This window comes from Fluviibacterium sp. S390, assembly GCF_049800695.1.
Lineage (GTDB): Bacteria > Pseudomonadota > Alphaproteobacteria > Rhodobacterales > Rhodobacteraceae > Meridianimarinicoccus.
Genome location: NZ_JBNAFN010000002.1, coordinates 92,779 through 108,817, shown reverse-complemented (window position 1 = coordinate 108,817; position 16,039 = coordinate 92,779). Strand labels below are relative to the sequence as shown.

The following is a 16,039-nucleotide window of genomic DNA, read 5'->3' as shown; positions in this document are numbered from 1 at the left end:
TTTTCTATCATATCAAGTTAGGAAATCCAGACAATGCCCAAAGACCGCACTTGTGCGAACACCCCCGCCTTGCCTCGCCGCACCTTCCTTGCCGCCGCCGCAGCTGCGCCGCTGGCGGCACCGGCAAGCGCGCTGACAGTAGCCACGAACACCCAAAGCGCGGCCTACCTGGACGGCCTGCGCGCGGGCAGGGAACAAGCCTTCGCGGAAATGGCGGCAAGCCCCGGAAGCATGATGCCCCGACACGCCGAAGATCCCGTCGTGCCCCATTTCCGGCAGTGGGTCGCATCCCGCAAGGAGCTTCTGCGACTCATCGTTCTGCCCGGAAATGGGAACTTCGACACACCCGAATGCCTGGCCGTTGAACAGCAGGGCTGGGCTGCGGAAGCAAAAGTAGCCTCCCTGACGGCTACAAGCCTGCAAGGCATCGCCGCCCAAACCTGCCTGGCGTGGGATCACTTCGGGCCGCAGCTGACCGACAAGGCCGAAGCCGCAAAATACGTTGAGCGAGACCTCGGAACACAATCCATCGCGTCGATCTGGCGGGCCGTGACGGGGGAAGATGGGTTTCCAGAGTTGTGATGAAAGTGACGATGTTACATCACACTTGACAATATGACGTTATGGCATCACTTTCAGTGCAAACGAAAGGCACAGCTATGACGCCAAACGATACTTTCATTCTGAGCCAGGTCGCGGATATTGCGGGTGTTCCTCGAAACACGCTGCGAGATTGGCTGAGGCGGGACTACTTCGGGATCAAGAGAACGAAGGGCTGGACCCGATTTCGCATCGATGAAGTCGCCATTATCGGGGTGTACGCGGACGTTTTGAAGCGCACTAAGGGCGATCACGAGCTTGCCCTGGCTGCCTGTAAATCAGCCTACGGCGCATTTTCCACCCAAGTTCTACAAGAAGAACGGACAGCGAATAACTTTCATGCGGTGCTGCACGCAACGCGAGACGACGATGGAACGCTTCGCACCTGGATTTCGGATTCTAATCAAGCTTCGATGGAGTATTTCGAAGAAGTTTCCACCAGCCATCCGGATTGCCCCGTTCATTTTTGGGTCGATCTGGCGTCGTCGTTTATGGCTGTTTTCGTTCGGGCTTCTGAAATTTCCAAAGCAAACGGGGATGAAGACGAATGAGCCTGAGTCCTCGCACCCATACTCGCCAGATCCTCCGCGCGTCGAAAAGAGTTGCTTCAAAGCTGTTTCGGCGTGGCGTTGAGGCGGGGGGCGGCGGGCGTCGCTGGGAAGGAGGTTCCTTCCTTGCCTCCCCAGCCCAGCAGACGCTCGCCGCCCGTGGGGCCGCACAATCGCGCGCCGCCGCCGCCTACATCAACACACCATTCGGCAACCGGATCGTTGAAGTGCACTGCACAAACATGGTCGGCAAAGGCTACCAGGTCCGCTCGCGCCATCCGGACGAAGACACCCGTAGACGCCTGGGCGAAGCCTTTGAAGAACTGGTCGGGCCTGCCCTGCTTCCGATGTGTCGGGCGCTGGTCCGCGACGGTGAAGCCTTTTTCCGGATCATTGTCGATGCTGACGGCGAAACCCGCCTGAAGCAGGTCCCGGCAGATCAGGTTGACCCGTCCTTGTCGCGAGACCTTGGCAACGGGGCGCGGATCGTGGCCGGTGTCGAGTTTGATGCTAGCGACCAGATCGCCGCCTATCACGTTCTGCCGGAAGCCCCCGGCACCCCGTTTGCCGCCTATGGCGAAGCCAAGCGCATTCCGGCATCCGACATGCTGCACATCTTCGACCCGCTGTTTCCGGGGCAGGTGCGGGGCATCTCATGGCTTTCGCCCGTGCTTCTGAAGCTTCGCGACCGGGACGAGGCCAGCGACGCCATGTTGATGCGCGAGAAGGTCTCCGCACTCACAACAGGCTACATCAAGGATCCGGAAGGCAGCTTCGGCGGCTTCGAGGGCACCGAGACCGGATCCGCCTTGAATGTCTCGCTTGAGCCGGGCGCGATGCGCGTTCTGCCGATGGGCGCAGAGGTCACTTTCAGCCAGCCGGGGCAGGGGCTGTCACAGGCCGTTGAGTTCCTTCGCGCCCAGGATCGCGAAATTGCCGCCGGGGCTGGCCTGACCTTCGAGGCGCTGACCGGCGACCTGGGCGAAGCGAACTACAGCTCCGCTCGCGTCGGGCTGTTAGAGTTCCGCCGTCGCGCCGAAATGCTGCAACGCAACCTGATCGAAGGCCAGTTCCTGCGTCCGCTGTGGCGGCGCTGGATCGACATTCAGGCGCTTGCCGGGGCGATCCCTGCGGACCCGGTCTCACTCAGCGACTATCGCGACGTGCGCTTCGTGCCGCCGGGCTGGCAGTGGGTCGATCCGCGCAACGAGGCCGAAGCCGATATCGCCGCCATCAACGCCGGTTTGAAAAGCCGTGAAGAAGTTGTCGCCGCACGCGGGCGGGACATTGACGAGCTGAATGCCGAGATCGAACGCGACCAGATACGCCAAGCCTAAGGGGCAACGAAATGACCATTCATCTTCGTGCGGCCGCGCCGCGACCAACCAGCTTTGACCCGGATGCCCGCACCATCGAGGCCATTGTATCAACAGGGGCTGACACCGTTCGCCCCGGCTTCATCGAGCGGCTGGACCTGACCGGCGCGGACATTTCCCGCCTGATAGGCGGGCCGGTCCTGGACGGCCACCGCAGCGGCACCACAAGCGACCAGCTGGGCGTTGTCGAGAAGGCAGAGATCCGCCCCGAAGGGCTTTGGGTCCTGCTGAGGTTCCGCAGCAGCGCGGCAGCACAACAGGTCATGACGGACATTTCAGACGGCACGCTGCGCGGCCTGTCCGTCGGATACACGGTTTCCGAGTGGCTGGACGGACGCGAGGGCAAGAACCGAACCCGCACCGCCAAGAAGTGGACACTGCTTGAGGTGTCCGTTGTTCCCATGCCCGCCGATCCCGGTGCGCATTTCAGAAATGGAGACGGCCCTATGAGCCAGCAAGAACAAATCACCGAGCAACAGGACCAGGGCGATGTACTGACCCGCGCGCAGGTGAACGCGGAGATCCGCACCATCGCCACCACGGCAGGGCTGGCCCGCAGCTGGGCCGATGCCCAGATCGATGCAGAGGCATCCCCCGAAGATGCCCGGCGCGATGCCTTTGAGGCCATGCAGCAGCGCACGGCAGAGACCACCACACGCACCACGCGCATTGAAATCGGCACCGACAATACCGCCCCGGACGTGATCGCGCGCCGCTATGGCGAGGCGCTCTATGCCCGCTCGCACCCCGATCACGATCTGTCGCCGGAAGCCCGGCAGTATGCCAACACGTCAACCGTGGACATTGCCCGCGACTGCCTGCGCCGGTCTGGTATCTCTGTCGGCGGCATGTCGGCATCGACGGTGATCACCCGCGCCTTGCACAGCACCTCTGACTTTTCCCTGATCACGGGCGATGCCGTGGGCCGGGAATTGCGCCGCGCCTATATGGCGGCACCCTCGGGCGCGCGCCAGCTGGCACGGCAGACCACCGCGCGCGACTTCCGGGCCAAGCGGGCCATCCAGCTCGGTGAGGCGCCGCAGCTTGAGAAGGTCTCCGAAGGGGGCGAGTTCAAGCACGGCACCATCGAGGAATCTGCCGAGGCCTACATCGTCGAAACCTTCGGCAAGATCTTCGGCATCTCGCGCCAGGCGCTGATCAATGACGACCTGGGCGCTTTCACGCAGATCCCGGCCAAGATGGGCACATCCGTTTACGCCTTCGAAGCGCAGCAGCTGGTGGCCAGGCTGATCGCAAACCCGGACATGAGCGACGGCGATCCGGTCTTCGATGCCAACCATGGCAACGTGAGCGCGGCAGCAGCGCCCAGCCTGGCAAGCCTCAGCGCCGCGCGGCTGGCCATGCGCAAGCAGACCGGCCTTGCGGGCGAGTTGATCGACGTGACGCCGCGCTTCGTGGTGGTTCCGCCGGACCTGGAAACCACCGCCGAACAGGTTCTGACCGAGATCGCCGCGACCAAGACGGCCGACGCCAACCCCTTCGCCAACCTGACCCTGATCGTTGAGCCGCGCCTCACCGATCCCGCCGCCTGGTACGTCGCCGCCGACCCGGCAGTGATCGACGGGCTGGAATACGCCTACCTGGAAGGGGCACCGGGGCCGCAGATCGAAACCCGGCAGGGCTTCGAGGTGGACGGTGTTCAGATCAAGGTGCGCCTCGACTTCGGCGCGGGCTGGATCGACTACCGCGGCTGGCACAAGGTGGGCTGATGGCCGTCTCTGCAACCGAACTGGACGCCCTTCGTGACGCGCTGATCAAGGCCCGCGCGAAGGGCGTGCGCAGCCTCCAGATGGGCGATGAGCGCGTTGAATACCGCTCTGACGCCGAGATGGCCGCAGCCATCGCGGACCTTGATGCCCGCATCCGAAGCGCCTCACGCACTCGCCCGTCAACGGTGCGGTTCTCTAGCTCAAAAGGGGTTTGACGCATGGACCGCATCTGGGAAGCCAACGACCTGGCCCGCGATCTGGGGTATGACGGTGCGACGCCAGCCTTTTGGAAGTTCTGCGAAGACAAGGGATTGAAGCCTATCCACGGCAAGCCCTTCGCATTTGATGTGAGTCACGTCAACTCGCGGCTGGCCAGCATTGGCAGCGTTGCTGACTGACATGGACAACAACCGCGCGCCAATCAAGCAAGCTGAACTCACCCGCTACGCGAAGGCAATGCAAGCGGCGGGTGTTGAAGCATGGCGCGTGGATATAAAGCCGGATGGAACCATTTCAATCATTGCAATGCCATCGGGCAAATTCGATTCTTCCGAGAATGATTGGGATTCGCCGTGAAACAGAAAAACACCAAGTTTCCCTTCACAAGTTCCTATTTCGACAGGCACGGCAAAAAACGCTGGCGCTATCGACACAAAGGGGTTTCCGCAGAACTCGGGACGCAATTCGGCTCAGATGAGTTCAAGAAAAAATATGACGAAGCCGTCGCGCGCCATAACTCCAAGCTCGGAGCGGGAAAAGATCGCACGAGGCCGGGAACTTTCGACGATCTGGTAGCGCGGTTCTACAGGCTTCACTTTCCCAACATTCAGGAGTCGACCCGGGCCGACTACCGCAGCGTCATTGAGCCTCTGCGCAAGCACCACGGACACAAGCGCGTGTCGCATATGCGCGTTCGCCATGTCCTAGAGATCAAGGCCGATCTGGCAGACACACCCCAGCAAGCCAACAAGACATTGAAGCGGCTTTCACAGTTGATGGATCTGGCAGTCAAGCTTGAATGGCGGGCTGACAACCCCGTGAAGGGGGTAGGCCATTTCCAAAGCGCAAGCACCGGATATCACACTTGGAACGAAGCAGAGATCGCCCGGTTCTACGATGTGCACAAGCTTGGAACACCCGCACACCTGGCAATGACCCTCATGCTCTATACAGGGGCGGCCAAGGTTGATGCGGTTCAGATGGGCATCTCGAATATCCGCGATGGCCGCATCGTGTACCGCCGCCAGAAAACAAGAAAAAACCCTAGCGGCATCGAAGTGAATATCCCGATCCACCCTGATCTGGCATCCGCTCTTTCAACCGTAGCAAACAAGTTCACATTCTTGGAGACCAGGCAAGGACGACCACGAACCACCAAGGGCTTGGGGTCCTCGATGCGCAAGTGGTGCGACAAAGCTGGTCTTCACACGTGTTCCTCTCACGGCCTGCGAAAGGCCATCTGCCGACGGATTGCAGAGGCAGGCGGAACGTCCTTTGAGATCATGTCAGTCAGCGGACACGTAACCTTGTCCGAGGCTGAAAGGTACTGCGCAACATTTGGCCGAATAGCCCTTTCAGACTCTGCTTTCGCAAAGATGGAAGGGACAAAATCAGAACAGAATGTGACGAACCACCCCGCAAGGTTCGCCAAGAAATCTACTAACTAGCTGAAAAGAAGGGAATATAAGTCATGTTTGGTAGGCCCGGCAGGACTTGAACCCGCAACCAAAGCGTTATGAGCGCTCTGCTCTAACCAATTGAGCTACAGGCCCCCAATGGCGTGGCTATCCCTACCAGATGGCGATGCCGCGTCAAGCGATGCGCAGGGGCGGTCTGTGGCTTTCCTTTTCGGTCCCGTTGCGGTACGGGCAGGCGCAGAAAACGCCTTGAAAGGATCACGGATATGAGCGCTGGCAAAGATGCCCTGACCTATGCGCAGGCTGGTGTGGATATTGACGCCGGAAACGCGCTGGTAGAGCGGATCAAGCCCGCCGCCAAGGCCACCAACCGACCCGGCGTGATGGCCGGGCTGGGCGGTTTCGGCGCGCTGTTCGACCTCAAGGCTGCGGGCTATTCCGACCCGGTGCTGGTGGCTGCCACCGATGGCGTGGGCACCAAGCTGCGGATCGCCATCGACACCGGCATGGTCGACACCATCGGCATCGATCTTGTGGCGATGTGCGTCAACGACCTGGTGTGCCAGGGCGCCGAGCCACTGTTCTTCCTGGACTATTTCGCCTCAGGCAAGCTGGACACCGATGCGGCGGCCACGATCATCGAAGGCATCGCGGCGGGCTGCAAGGGCGCGGGCGCGGCACTGATCGGCGGCGAGACCGCCGAGATGCCGGGCATGTATGCGGCGGGCGATTTCGATCTTGCAGGGTTTGCCGTCGGCGCCATGGAGCGCGGCCAGAGCCTGCCCGAGGGTGTGGTCGAAGGCGACGTTCTGCTGGGGCTGGCCTCGGACGGGGTGCATTCCAACGGTTATTCTCTGGTACGTGCCATCGTGGAACGTGCGGGACTGGGCTGGGACGATCCCGCGCCGTTTGACCCGGAACAGTCGCTGGGCGAGGCGCTGCTGGCGCCCACACGCCTGTACGTGCAGCCGGCACTGGCCGCGATCCATTCGGGCGGCGTGCACGGGCTGGCCCATATCACCGGCGGCGGCCTGACCGAGAACCTGCCGCGGGTTCTGCCCGACGGACTGGGGGCCGAAGTCGATCTGTCGGCCTGGACCTTGCCGGACATCTTCGCATGGCTCGCGGCCGAAGGACGGATCGAGATCGCAGAGATCCTGAAGACCTTCAATGCCGGGATCGGCATGGTGCTGGTGGTGGACAAGGATCAGGCAGACACCCTGCAGGCGGTGCTGTCCGAGGCAGGCGAAACCGTTTACCGGCTGGGCCAGGTCGTGCCGGGTGCGGGCGTGCGGTATACCGGAACCCTGGCGTGACGCGAAAGGTTGCCATCCTGATTTCGGGCGGCGGCTCCAACATGGTGTCGTTGGTCCGGTCGATGACCGGCGATCACCCGGCGCGGCCCGTGCTGGTGCTGTCCAACCGCCCCGATGCGGGCGGCTTGCAGAAGGCGGCCGATCTGGGGATCACCACGGCGGTGGTGGATCATAAGCCCTATGGCACCGACCGCGAGGGCTTCGAGGCTGAAGTGACGGCCGCGATCGAGGCCGCCGGGGCCGATCTGGTCTGTCTGGCCGGCTTCATGCGCGTGCTGACGCCTTATTTCGTCGGGCACTGGTCCGGGCGGATGCTGAATATCCACCCCTCGCTGCTGCCCAAGTACAAGGGCCTGCACACCCACGCCCGCGCGCTGGATGCGGGCGATGCCGAGCACGGCTGTTCCGTGCACGAGGTCACGGCAGAACTGGACGGTGGCCCGATCCTGGGGCAGGCGCGGCTGCCGGTGTTGCCCGGCGACACGCCCGACACGCTGGCCGCCCGCGTGCTGCCGCTGGAGCATCAACTCTACCCGGCGGTCTTGCGCCGCTATGCCACCGGCGACCGCACCCCGATCCTGCTGTCGGCCGCCAACGCCTGAACGGCCAAAGGTTACCGGCGCAAGCGTGACGCATTGCCATTGACCAATGTCACACTATGCTGGCGGGCCTGTAACCAGGGACCAGACTGCCAGTAATGAGAACACTTCTGACGACGCAAGAGTTGTCCGACTTCTGCAAGGAAGCCGCGCAACATCCATATGTCACGATCGACACCGAGTTCCTTCGCGAACGGACCTACTATTCCCAGCTGTGCCTTGTGCAACTGGCCTATCCGGGCGAGGGCGACGAGAACGCGGTTCTGGTGGATCCGTTGTCGAAGGAACTGTCGCTGGAGCCGCTGTACGATCTGTTCCGCGACACTTCGGTGGTCAAGGTGTTCCACGCCGCGCGGCAGGATCTGGAGATCTTCTGGTTCGATGGCAAGGTGTTTCCCGATCCTCTGTTTGACACCCAGGTCGCGGCCATGGTCTGCGGCTTTGGAGAGCAGGTGGGCTATGAGACGCTGGTCAAGAAGATCGCGCGCGAATCCGTGGACAAGTCCTCACGCTTCACGGATTGGAGCCGCCGGCCCCTGTCGGATGCGCAGAAGACCTATGCCCTGGCCGATGTGACCCATCTGCGGGTGATCTACGAGGAACTTGCGGCGCAACTGAAGAAGAAGGGACGCGAGGCCTGGGTGACCGAAGAGATCACCACGCTGACCCAGCCCGAAACCTATGAAATTCAGCCGTCCGAGGCCTGGCGGCGGGTCAAGACGCGCACCACGTCGGGCCGGTTCATGGCCGTCGTGCAGACGCTGGCCGAATTCCGCGAAAGCTATGCGCAGTCCAACAACGTGCCGCGCAACCGGGTGTTCAAGGATGACGCGCTTGTGGAACTGGCCTCGGCCAAACCGCAGTCGCCCGGCGATCTGTCGAAACTTCGGCTGCTGCTGCGCGACGCCCGCAAGGGGCCGATTTCCGAAGGGATCATGGCGGCGGTGAAAAAGGGGGTCGCGATGGCCCCGGAAGATGCGCCCAAACCCGACCGTTCGCGCGAGAAACTCTTGGTCAACCCTGCGGTGGCCGATCTTCTTCGGGTGCTGCTGAAGGCCAAGTCCGAGGAAGCGGGGGTGGCCCAGAAAATGATCGCAACGACTTCGGACCTGGATCTGATCGCCGCGGGCGAGCGGGACGTGGGTGCCCTGCGCGGTTGGCGCAACGAGGTCTTCGGCAAGGATGCGATGCTGCTATGCGACGAGAAGATCGCGCTGACGGCCAAGGGAACCGCGGTCAAGATCATCGCGCTCTGACGCCGGCGACATCGTCTCTGAAATGAAAAAGCCCGGCAATTGCCGGGCTTTCCTGTCTGGTCAGGGCGCAAGGATCACTTGGGCAGCGGCCCGATCATCATGACCATCTGGCGGCCTTCCATCTTGGGCATGTTTTCGACCTTGCCCAGTTCCTTGACGTCTTCGGCCACGCGATGCAGCAGTTCGCGACCAAGGTTCTGGTGCGCCATCTCGCGGCCCCGGAAGCGCAGGGTGATCTTCACCTTGTCGCCGTTCTCCAGGAACTTGTAGACGTTGCGCATCTTGACTTCATAGTCATGCGTGTCGGTGTTGGGACGGAATTTGACTTCCTTGACCTCGATCACCTTCTGCTTCTTGCGCGCTTCGCTCTCACGTTTCTGCTGTTCATACTTGAACTTGCCGAAATCCATGATCTTGCAGACCGGCGGCGTGGCATTGGGGGAGATCTCGACCAGATCCAGACCGGCACGGGCGGCCAGTTCCATCCCGCGCGTGGGCGTGGTCAGGCCCACATTCTCACCTTCGGCTCCAATCAGTCGTATCTCGGCCGCTCGGATGCGGTCGTTTACGCGGGGGCCAGTGTCACGTTGCGGCGGGGCGTTGTGGGGTCTGCGGGCTATTTTGTCGTTCCTTCAACAGCTCAAATGCGAGGCCGCAGATTACGTCCCAAGCCCCAATGACGCAAGGACCATTTTCGCCCGAACCCCTTGAGAAACACGGGCTTCGGCCGCTTTCTGGCGTGGCTGTGCCGGGAAAGCCCGACAAGGGCGGAATGCAGGTGCCATGACCCGGCGTTCGCGGGGCACGCGAATCGTCCACACCGGCAGCGGGCACAGCAAAAGGGCGCCCCGACGGGACGCCCCTGATGGAATCAAATGCGGTGTGGATCAGCCGACGAAAGCCTTTTCGACCACGTATTCGGCGGGTTCGGAATTGGCACCTTCGCGCAGGCCGTGACCTTCAAGAATGCGCTTGATGTCCAGGTTCAGCCCCATCGAGCCGCAGACCATGGCCCGGTCGGTCTCTGCCGAGAGACCGTCAATGCCGAGATCCCTGAACAGCGTGCCGTTCTCAAGCAGATCGGTGATCCGGCCCATCTTGGGGCTGTCTTCGCGGGTTGTGGTCGGATAGTAGACCAGCTTTTTCAGACCGTCGCCCAGCAGTTCCTGCATCATCTCGTCTTCGTGCAGATTCTGGATAAGGTTCTTGGAATAGGTCAGCTCAGCCACTTCGCGGCAGGTATGGGTGACGATGATCTGATCATAGTCCTCATAGGTCTGCGGGTCGCGCAGCAGCGAAGCGAAGGGCGCAAAGCCGGTGCCGGTCGAGAAGAACCACAACCGCTTGCCGGGCAGCAGGGCGTCATGCACCAGCGTGCCCACGGGCTTTGGCCGCAGAATGATCTGATCGCCGGGCTGGATGTGCTGCAGCTTCGAGGTCAGCGGCCCGTCCTGCACCTTGATCGAATAGAACTCCAACTCGTCGTCCCAGGACGGCGAGGCGATGGAGTAGGCGCGCAGCAGCGGCTTCTGGCGGCCGGTCTTGGGATCGGGATCGCCCATCAGGCCGATCATCACGAATTCGCCCGAGCGGAAGCGCAGGGTCTGCGGCCGGGTCACGCGAAAGCGGAACAGACGGTCGGTGTAGTGCTCCACATCCAGAACGGTCTGGGCGTCGGGCAGGGTTTTGATCGGTGTTGCGTCGGTCACTTTGATCTGTTCATTCATTACTGTTGAAGCCGGGCGTTGGCCCGGCTCTCCCATAACCGTTTTGCGATGTGTTTCCTAGGGCAGATCAGGCGCGCAGGCGCGACTGATAGTCGTGGGCGGTCCAGTCGGCGCGGAAAGCCCATTGATCTGCCGGCTGGCGTTTGGCCAGGGTTTCGTCGATCTCGACCTCGTCAAAGCCCGACCGGCGCGCCATGGCGTATTGATCGGCCAGCACATGGCCCTTGGCGCGCAGCCGTCCCGCAAATCCCATGGTGCGCAGGCGCCGGGCCAGGGTGAAGCCCCGGCCATCGGCGAAGCTGGGGAAATCCACGCGGATCAGGTCGATGGTGGCCAGATGCGCACGCAGGTCTTCGGGGTTGGCATCGCTGGACAGGTCCACGGCCAGCGAGGCCGCGGAATGCCGGTCTTCCAGATCGGCGGCGGCAACAAAGCCATGGGTCCAGTCTTCGCCGGCAAAGCCGGTATCGGTGACAATCACGCGCATGCGACGTTTCCTTGCTTCAGGGGGCCCCGGACGATCTTGCCGTCCACGATATGGATCCCGCATTCTTCCTTTTGCTCTCCGCGCCAGCGTCCCGAACGGGGATCTTCGCCGGGCTTGACCGGGCTGGTGCAGGGCGCACAGCCGATCGAGGGATAACCCCGCGCCACCAGCGGATGCCGGGGCAGGCGGTTGTTGATCATGTAGTCCTGCACATCCTGCGGCGCCCAATGGGCCAGCGGATTGATCTTCAGCCGCGTGTCGCCGTCAGCCTCGAAAAAGTCCAGCGCCGCGCGGGTGCCGGACTGGAAGCGCTTGCGTCCGGTGATCCAGGCATCGAACCCGTCCAGCGCGTTTTCCAGCGGCTGGGTCTTGCGCAGGTCGCAGCAGGCGTCGGTATCGCGCGTGTGCAGGGTGTTGTCGCGATCATGGGTGGCCAGGTCGACCGCCCGCGCGCGGATGATGCGCAGATCGGTCAGGCCCAGCTTTTCGGCCACGTCACGCTGGTAGTCCAGCGTTTCGGGAAACAGCATCATCGTGTCGATGAACAACACCGGCGTGGTGCGGTCGATCACCGCCACCAGATGCAGCAGCGCCACCGATTCCGCACCGAAGCTGGAGACCATGGCCACGCTTCCGACCTGTGGGTCGGAGAGCGCGCGCTCCAGTACGGCAGTGGCCGAGTGGTGCTTGTAGCGGCGGTTCAGATGCGCGACGCGCTCTGCCACCGGGGCGAGGGGGGCTTCAAGCGGCACGCGCCCGGCTCCCCTGTTCCTCGCCGTACAGCGCGGTCTTGAAGGGCGCCATGCCAACGCGGCGATAGGTTTCCAGAAAGGTTTCTTCGGCCGAGAGGCGCTCTTCCAGATAGGCCAGCAGCAGGCGCTCGATGGCCGGGACGATCTCGTCATAGGCGAAACCGGGGCCGGTGCGGGTGCCGATGGCGGCGGTCTCGGTGCCATCGCCGCCCAGCGTGATCTGGTAGTTCTCGACACCGGCGCGATCCAGACCAAGGATGCCGATATGGCCCACGTGGTGATGGCCGCAGGCATTGATGCAGCCCGAGATCTTGATCTTCAGCGCGCCCACTTCGTGTTCGATCTTCAGCGCGTCCACACGTTCGGCGATCTTCTGCGCCACGGGGATCGAGCGGGCGGTGGCCAGCGCGCAATAGTCCATGCCGGGGCAGGCGATGATGTCCGACGCCAGCCCGACGTTGGCGGTGCCCAGACCGGCACCGCGCAGGGCGGCGTGCAGGGCGGGCAGGTCGGACTTGTGCACGTGCGGCAGCACCACGTTCTGCTCGTGGCTGATGCGCAGCTCGTCATGGGCGTATTTGGCCGCCAGATCGGCCAGCAGGCGCATCTGGGCCGAGGTCGCATCGCCCGGCGTTTCGCCGTGGGCTTTCAGCGACACGGTGACGATAGCGTAACCCTCGGCCTTGTGCGCGGTCAGGTTGGTGTCGACCCAGGACCGGAACACCGGGTCGGTGTCATAGGCCTTGTCGAAGGCCTCGGTATCGGCCTGCTTGAACGCGGGGGCCGCGAATTGCGCCTCAATGGCCGCCAGATGTTCCTGATCGATGCCCGAGAAGGCCGGGCGGATCTCGGCGAAGCGTGCCTCGACCAGATCGCGGATCTTGTCCAGGCCGTTTTCGTGCACGGTGATCTTGATGCGCGCCTTGTACTTGTTGTCGCGACGACCCAGCAGGTTGTAGACGCTGACGATGGCCTCGCAATAGGGCAGCAGGTCGGCTTGCGGCAGGAAATCCCGGATCACCTTGCCGACCATCGGGGTGCGGCCCAGACCGCCACCGACGATCACTTCGAAGCCCGCTTCCCCGGCGTCGTTGCGCACCATGCGCAGCCCGATGTCATGGGCCTTGGTGACGGCGCGGTCGGTGGGGCTGCCGGTGATGGCGATCTTGAACTTGCGCGGCAGGAACTGGAATTCCGGGTGATCGGTGGACCATTGCCGCAGCAGTTCGGCCACCGGGCGCGGATCAGCGATCTCGTCAGCGGCGGCACCGGCGAAATGATCCGAGGTCACATTGCGGATGGTGTTGCCGCTGGTCTGGATGGCGTGCATTCCCACGTCGGCCAGCGCGTCGAGCATGTCCGGCACGTCGTCCAGTTTGGGCCAGTTGTACTGGATGTTCTGGCGGGTGGTGAAATGGCCATAGCCCTTGTCATAAGTATCGGCCAGATAAGCCAACTGGCGCAGCTTGGCGCTGTCCAGCGTGCCATAGGGAATGGCAACCCGCAGCATGTAGGCGTGCAGTTGCAGGTACAGGCCATTCATCAGGCGCAGAGGGCGGAATTCTTCCTCGGTCAGCGAACCGTCAAGACGGCGTTCCACCTGTCCACGGAACTGGGCCACCCGGGAGCGTACGAAGGCTTCGTCGAACTCGTTGTAGGTATACATCTGGGACTCTCCTGGACGGGGGCTCAGGCGCGGGCTTCGAAAGCCTGCTTGCCGTGGCGATAGTTGGACGGGCCCTTGGCGCGGAACACTTCGCGGAAGTGCACCGGCTCGGGACCATTGGCACCGGAACGGGCGTCGGCCAGATAGGCGCCGACGATGATGTCGCCCTGACGCGAGGCGTCGATCAGGCGGATCTCGGCATGGGCCTCGTCCTCGATCAGCTCGGCCTCGGCGTGGTCGCGGCTCCAGCGGTCGTCTGCGGTCAGATAGACCACGTCGCCGTCGCGCAGATCGTTGGCGGTGATGACCTTGGGGGTGAACTTGCGGCTCATTGGATCATGTCCTTCTGAGAGATCTTTGACTGTCTGGCGCGGCGGCCTGTGCAATAGTCGGGACGGGCTTGGCAACATCGGCACGACCGTACAGCCCAACCGCGCATGGCGCGGCCTGTCTGGGCTGGCATTGGGATCGGGCAACGAGGCATCTGGCGTCCAACTTCATGGTTTCTGCAGTGCAATATAGAATAATGTTCTTGGATTAAGATAGATATCGCGGGTAATAAGAACGTGTGTCCTTTGATTCAGTGATTTGGGGACCATTGGTTCAGAAAATGAAGGTGTGCAGAATGTCGGTCCGTCTGGATGAGCTTGATCGGAAAATTCTTGCGGAACTGCAGGAGGATGCCTCACGCACCCTGGATGAAATCGCCCGCCGGGTGGGCTCTTCCAAGACGCCGGTGTGGAACCGCATCCGCAAGATGCGCGAGGCCGGGGTGATCGGAAAGACCACCGCCATCCTGGATCCCGAAGCGCTGGGGCTTGAGGCCTGCTTCTTCGTGCTGATCCGCACCTCGGAACACGAGGCCGTCTGGCAGCAGAAGTTCCTGGCCACCCTGCGCGCCCGGCCCGAGGTGCTGGAGGCGCATCGGCTGGCCGGGGACATCGACTATATCCTCAAGGTGCAGGTCGCCAATGCCCGCGCCTATGACGTGTTCTACCAGGCGCTGATCGCCGAGGTGAAAATTTTCAACGTCACCGCCTTGCTGTCGATGGAGCGGATCAAGGACACCACGGCTTTGCCCGTCTGGCCGGTTCAGACCGAGACCAGCAGCGACGGGTAGCCATGGAAGTGATAGCTGTCGGCGTAGTGCGGCGGCGCGGTCAGGGTCAGGCCGGGACAGCGGTCAAACAGCACCTCCAATGCGATGCGCATTTCCAGCCGGGCCAGCGGCGCCCCAAGGCAGAAATGCACCCCGGCGCCAAAGCTGGTCAGAAGCGGCCCTTTCCGGCCGGGGCGGAACTTGGCCGGGGCGTCATAGGCCGCCGGGTCGCGATTGGCCGCGCCCAGCACGCAGGCAACCTCATCCCCCGGTGCCAGCGTCGCGCCCCCGATCTCGACCGGGCGCAGTGCATAGCGGGTGAAGATGTGCAACGGCGGATCGATGCGCAGGCATTCCTCGACCATGCCTTCCGAGGTTTCGGGCCGGGTCCAGACGTCCGGCTGGCCGGTGGCCAACAGCGTAGTCACCGCATTGCCAAGGGCGCTGACCGTGGCCTCATGCCCGGCGTTCAGCAGCAGGATGGACAGGGCGACGATCTCGTCGGCGCTCAGGTGATCGGCGTCCTGCGCAGCGCAAAGCGCGCTCAGCAACCCGCCATCGGGCTGCGCGGATTTCTCGGCCAGCACCTGTTGCAGCCAGGCTGAAAACTCTGCCGTGGCGGTGTTGGCCGCATCCTCGGCCGCGCGGTCGACACGGGCCTGGTACATGGCCACCATCGCATGTGACCAGTCCAGAAGCTGGCCGCGATGGGCCGGATCGACTCCCAGCAGGCGCGCAATCACGATCACCGGCACCTGGCTGCAATAGGCCGCCATCAGGTCAAAGGGCTGGTCCGGGAAGCGGTCGATCAGATCATGACACAGGGTGGTGATCTCGGGCGCCATGCCCCGGATGCGCCCGGTGGTGAAGGCACGCAGCACCAGTTTGCGCAGGCGGGCATGGGCCGGGCCTTCGAGGCTGAGCAGCGAGTGCCGTTCGACCGCCGCGAAATCGTCCAGATGTGGCGCAAAGCCCGGCAGGCCATCCGGCGGCACCCGCGCCAGATCCGGGTGCTTCAGCGCCGCCATGACGCTTTCGTGGCTCAACAACGCCGGCATCTTGTAGTCTTCCCACCAGATCGCCGGTCCGGTGGCGCGGGCCCGGTCATAGAACGCATAGGGGTTCTGCACGAAATCGGGATCGCGGGGAGATTGGGAAAAGCTGCGCATCGGGCCTCCGGTCTGACTGTGATCCTGTTTGCGGGGCCTTGCGGTGCGGCGCAAGTCCTGCTTCCCTTCGGGAACCA

The 16,039-nt window shown here is 63.0% G+C and carries 19 protein-coding genes and 1 tRNA gene; 12 read left to right on the top strand and 8 right to left on the bottom strand.

Annotated features, from left to right (window positions below):
- Positions 1–33: 33 nt before the first annotated feature.
- From ACP15K_RS02535 to ACP15K_RS02500, 8 genes are all read left to right on the top strand, one after another.
- The gene (locus tag ACP15K_RS02535; RefSeq protein ID WP_424989717.1) at positions 34–582 is read left to right on the top strand and encodes a hypothetical protein; all 549 of its coding nucleotides are present in this window, start codon (positions 34–36) and stop codon (positions 580–582) included.
- Positions 583–659: 77 nt separating this feature from the next.
- Complete coding sequence (locus ACP15K_RS02530; RefSeq protein ID WP_424989716.1) at positions 660–1,151, top strand: MerR family transcriptional regulator; 492 nt, start codon at positions 660–662, stop codon at positions 1,149–1,151.
- Positions 1,148–2,485: a phage portal protein gene (locus ACP15K_RS02525; RefSeq protein WP_424989715.1), complete on the top strand. Its 1,338-nt coding sequence runs from the start codon at positions 1,148–1,150 to the stop codon at positions 2,483–2,485. The genes ACP15K_RS02530 and ACP15K_RS02525 overlap by 4 nt, the downstream gene beginning before the upstream one ends.
- Before the next feature lie 11 nt (positions 2,486–2,496).
- On the top strand, positions 2,497–4,254 hold the full coding sequence (locus tag ACP15K_RS02520) for a prohead protease/major capsid protein fusion protein (RefSeq protein ID WP_424989714.1): 1,758 nt from the start codon (positions 2,497–2,499) through the stop codon (positions 4,252–4,254).
- Positions 4,254–4,469: a phage head-tail joining protein gene (locus ACP15K_RS02515; RefSeq protein WP_424989713.1), complete on the top strand. Its 216-nt coding sequence runs from the start codon at positions 4,254–4,256 to the stop codon at positions 4,467–4,469. The genes ACP15K_RS02520 and ACP15K_RS02515 overlap by 1 nt, the downstream gene beginning before the upstream one ends.
- Before the next feature lie 3 nt (positions 4,470–4,472).
- Positions 4,473–4,652, top strand: a complete 180-nt coding sequence (locus tag ACP15K_RS02510) for a hypothetical protein (RefSeq protein ID WP_424989712.1) — start codon at positions 4,473–4,475, stop codon at positions 4,650–4,652.
- A gap of 1 nt (position 4,653) precedes the next feature.
- On the top strand, positions 4,654–4,830 hold the full coding sequence (locus ACP15K_RS02505; protein ID WP_424989711.1) for a hypothetical protein: 177 nt from the start codon (positions 4,654–4,656) through the stop codon (positions 4,828–4,830).
- Positions 4,827–5,921 carry a tyrosine-type recombinase/integrase gene (locus ACP15K_RS02500; RefSeq protein ID WP_424989710.1) on the top strand — a complete coding sequence of 365 codons (1,095 nt, stop codon included), beginning with the start codon at positions 4,827–4,829 and terminating at the stop codon, positions 5,919–5,921. The genes ACP15K_RS02505 and ACP15K_RS02500 overlap by 4 nt, the downstream gene beginning before the upstream one ends.
- A gap of 28 nt (positions 5,922–5,949) precedes the next feature.
- On the opposite strand, the gene ACP15K_RS02495 is transcribed toward ACP15K_RS02500, so the two are convergent.
- Positions 5,950–6,026, bottom strand: a tRNA-Ile gene (locus ACP15K_RS02495).
- Between the two features lie 131 nt (positions 6,027–6,157).
- Between ACP15K_RS02495 and purM the strand changes: the two genes are divergently transcribed.
- The 3 genes from purM to rnd all read left to right on the top strand — a co-directional run bounded on the left by purM (position 6,158) and on the right by rnd (position 9,062).
- A complete protein-coding gene (purM, locus tag ACP15K_RS02490) occupies positions 6,158–7,207 on the top strand; it encodes a phosphoribosylformylglycinamidine cyclo-ligase (protein ID WP_193142184.1) in 1,050 nt (349 codons plus the stop codon).
- Positions 7,204–7,809, top strand: a complete 606-nt coding sequence (gene purN, locus ACP15K_RS02485; RefSeq protein WP_424989709.1) for a phosphoribosylglycinamide formyltransferase — start codon at positions 7,204–7,206, stop codon at positions 7,807–7,809. Before purM ends, purN begins: the two co-directional genes overlap by 4 nt.
- A gap of 95 nt (positions 7,810–7,904) precedes the next feature.
- The gene (gene rnd / locus ACP15K_RS02480) at positions 7,905–9,062 is read left to right on the top strand and encodes a ribonuclease D (RefSeq protein ID WP_193142182.1); all 1,158 of its coding nucleotides are present in this window, start codon (positions 7,905–7,907) and stop codon (positions 9,060–9,062) included.
- A 74-nt stretch (positions 9,063–9,136) separates the two neighbouring features.
- On the opposite strand, the gene infC is transcribed toward rnd, so the two are convergent.
- The 6 genes from infC to ACP15K_RS02450 all read right to left on the bottom strand — a co-directional run bounded on the left by infC (position 9,137) and on the right by ACP15K_RS02450 (position 14,026).
- Complete coding sequence (infC, locus tag ACP15K_RS02475) at positions 9,137–9,682, bottom strand: translation initiation factor IF-3 (RefSeq protein WP_193142329.1); 546 nt, start codon at positions 9,680–9,682, stop codon at positions 9,137–9,139.
- 267 nt (positions 9,683–9,949) lie between these two features.
- A complete protein-coding gene (locus tag ACP15K_RS02470) occupies positions 9,950–10,789 on the bottom strand; it encodes a ferredoxin--NADP reductase (RefSeq protein WP_424989708.1) in 840 nt (279 codons plus the stop codon).
- A 67-nt stretch (positions 10,790–10,856) separates the two neighbouring features.
- Positions 10,857–11,276 carry a DUF934 domain-containing protein gene (locus ACP15K_RS02465; protein WP_193142180.1) on the bottom strand — a complete coding sequence of 140 codons (420 nt, stop codon included), beginning with the start codon at positions 11,274–11,276 and terminating at the stop codon, positions 10,857–10,859.
- Positions 11,267–12,028: a phosphoadenylyl-sulfate reductase gene (locus ACP15K_RS02460; RefSeq protein WP_193142338.1), complete on the bottom strand. Its 762-nt coding sequence runs from the start codon at positions 12,026–12,028 to the stop codon at positions 11,267–11,269. Before ACP15K_RS02460 ends, ACP15K_RS02465 begins: the two co-directional genes overlap by 10 nt.
- A complete protein-coding gene (locus ACP15K_RS02455) occupies positions 12,018–13,694 on the bottom strand; it encodes a nitrite/sulfite reductase (protein ID WP_424989707.1) in 1,677 nt (558 codons plus the stop codon). The genes ACP15K_RS02460 and ACP15K_RS02455 overlap by 11 nt, the downstream gene beginning before the upstream one ends.
- A gap of 23 nt (positions 13,695–13,717) precedes the next feature.
- On the bottom strand, positions 13,718–14,026 hold the full coding sequence (locus tag ACP15K_RS02450; RefSeq protein WP_193142178.1) for a DUF2849 domain-containing protein: 309 nt from the start codon (positions 14,024–14,026) through the stop codon (positions 13,718–13,720).
- A 293-nt stretch (positions 14,027–14,319) separates the two neighbouring features.
- Between ACP15K_RS02450 and ACP15K_RS02445 the strand changes: the two genes are divergently transcribed.
- Entirely contained in the window at positions 14,320–14,814 is a 495-nt protein-coding gene (locus ACP15K_RS02445) for an Lrp/AsnC family transcriptional regulator (RefSeq protein WP_193142177.1), read from the top strand.
- Here the strand turns inward: ACP15K_RS02445 and ACP15K_RS02440 are convergent.
- On the bottom strand, positions 14,787–15,962 hold the full coding sequence (locus tag ACP15K_RS02440; protein ID WP_424989706.1) for a cytochrome P450: 1,176 nt from the start codon (positions 15,960–15,962) through the stop codon (positions 14,787–14,789). The two genes, ACP15K_RS02445 and ACP15K_RS02440, sit on opposite strands and share 28 nt — an antisense overlap.
- Positions 15,963–16,039 lie beyond the last annotated feature (77 nt).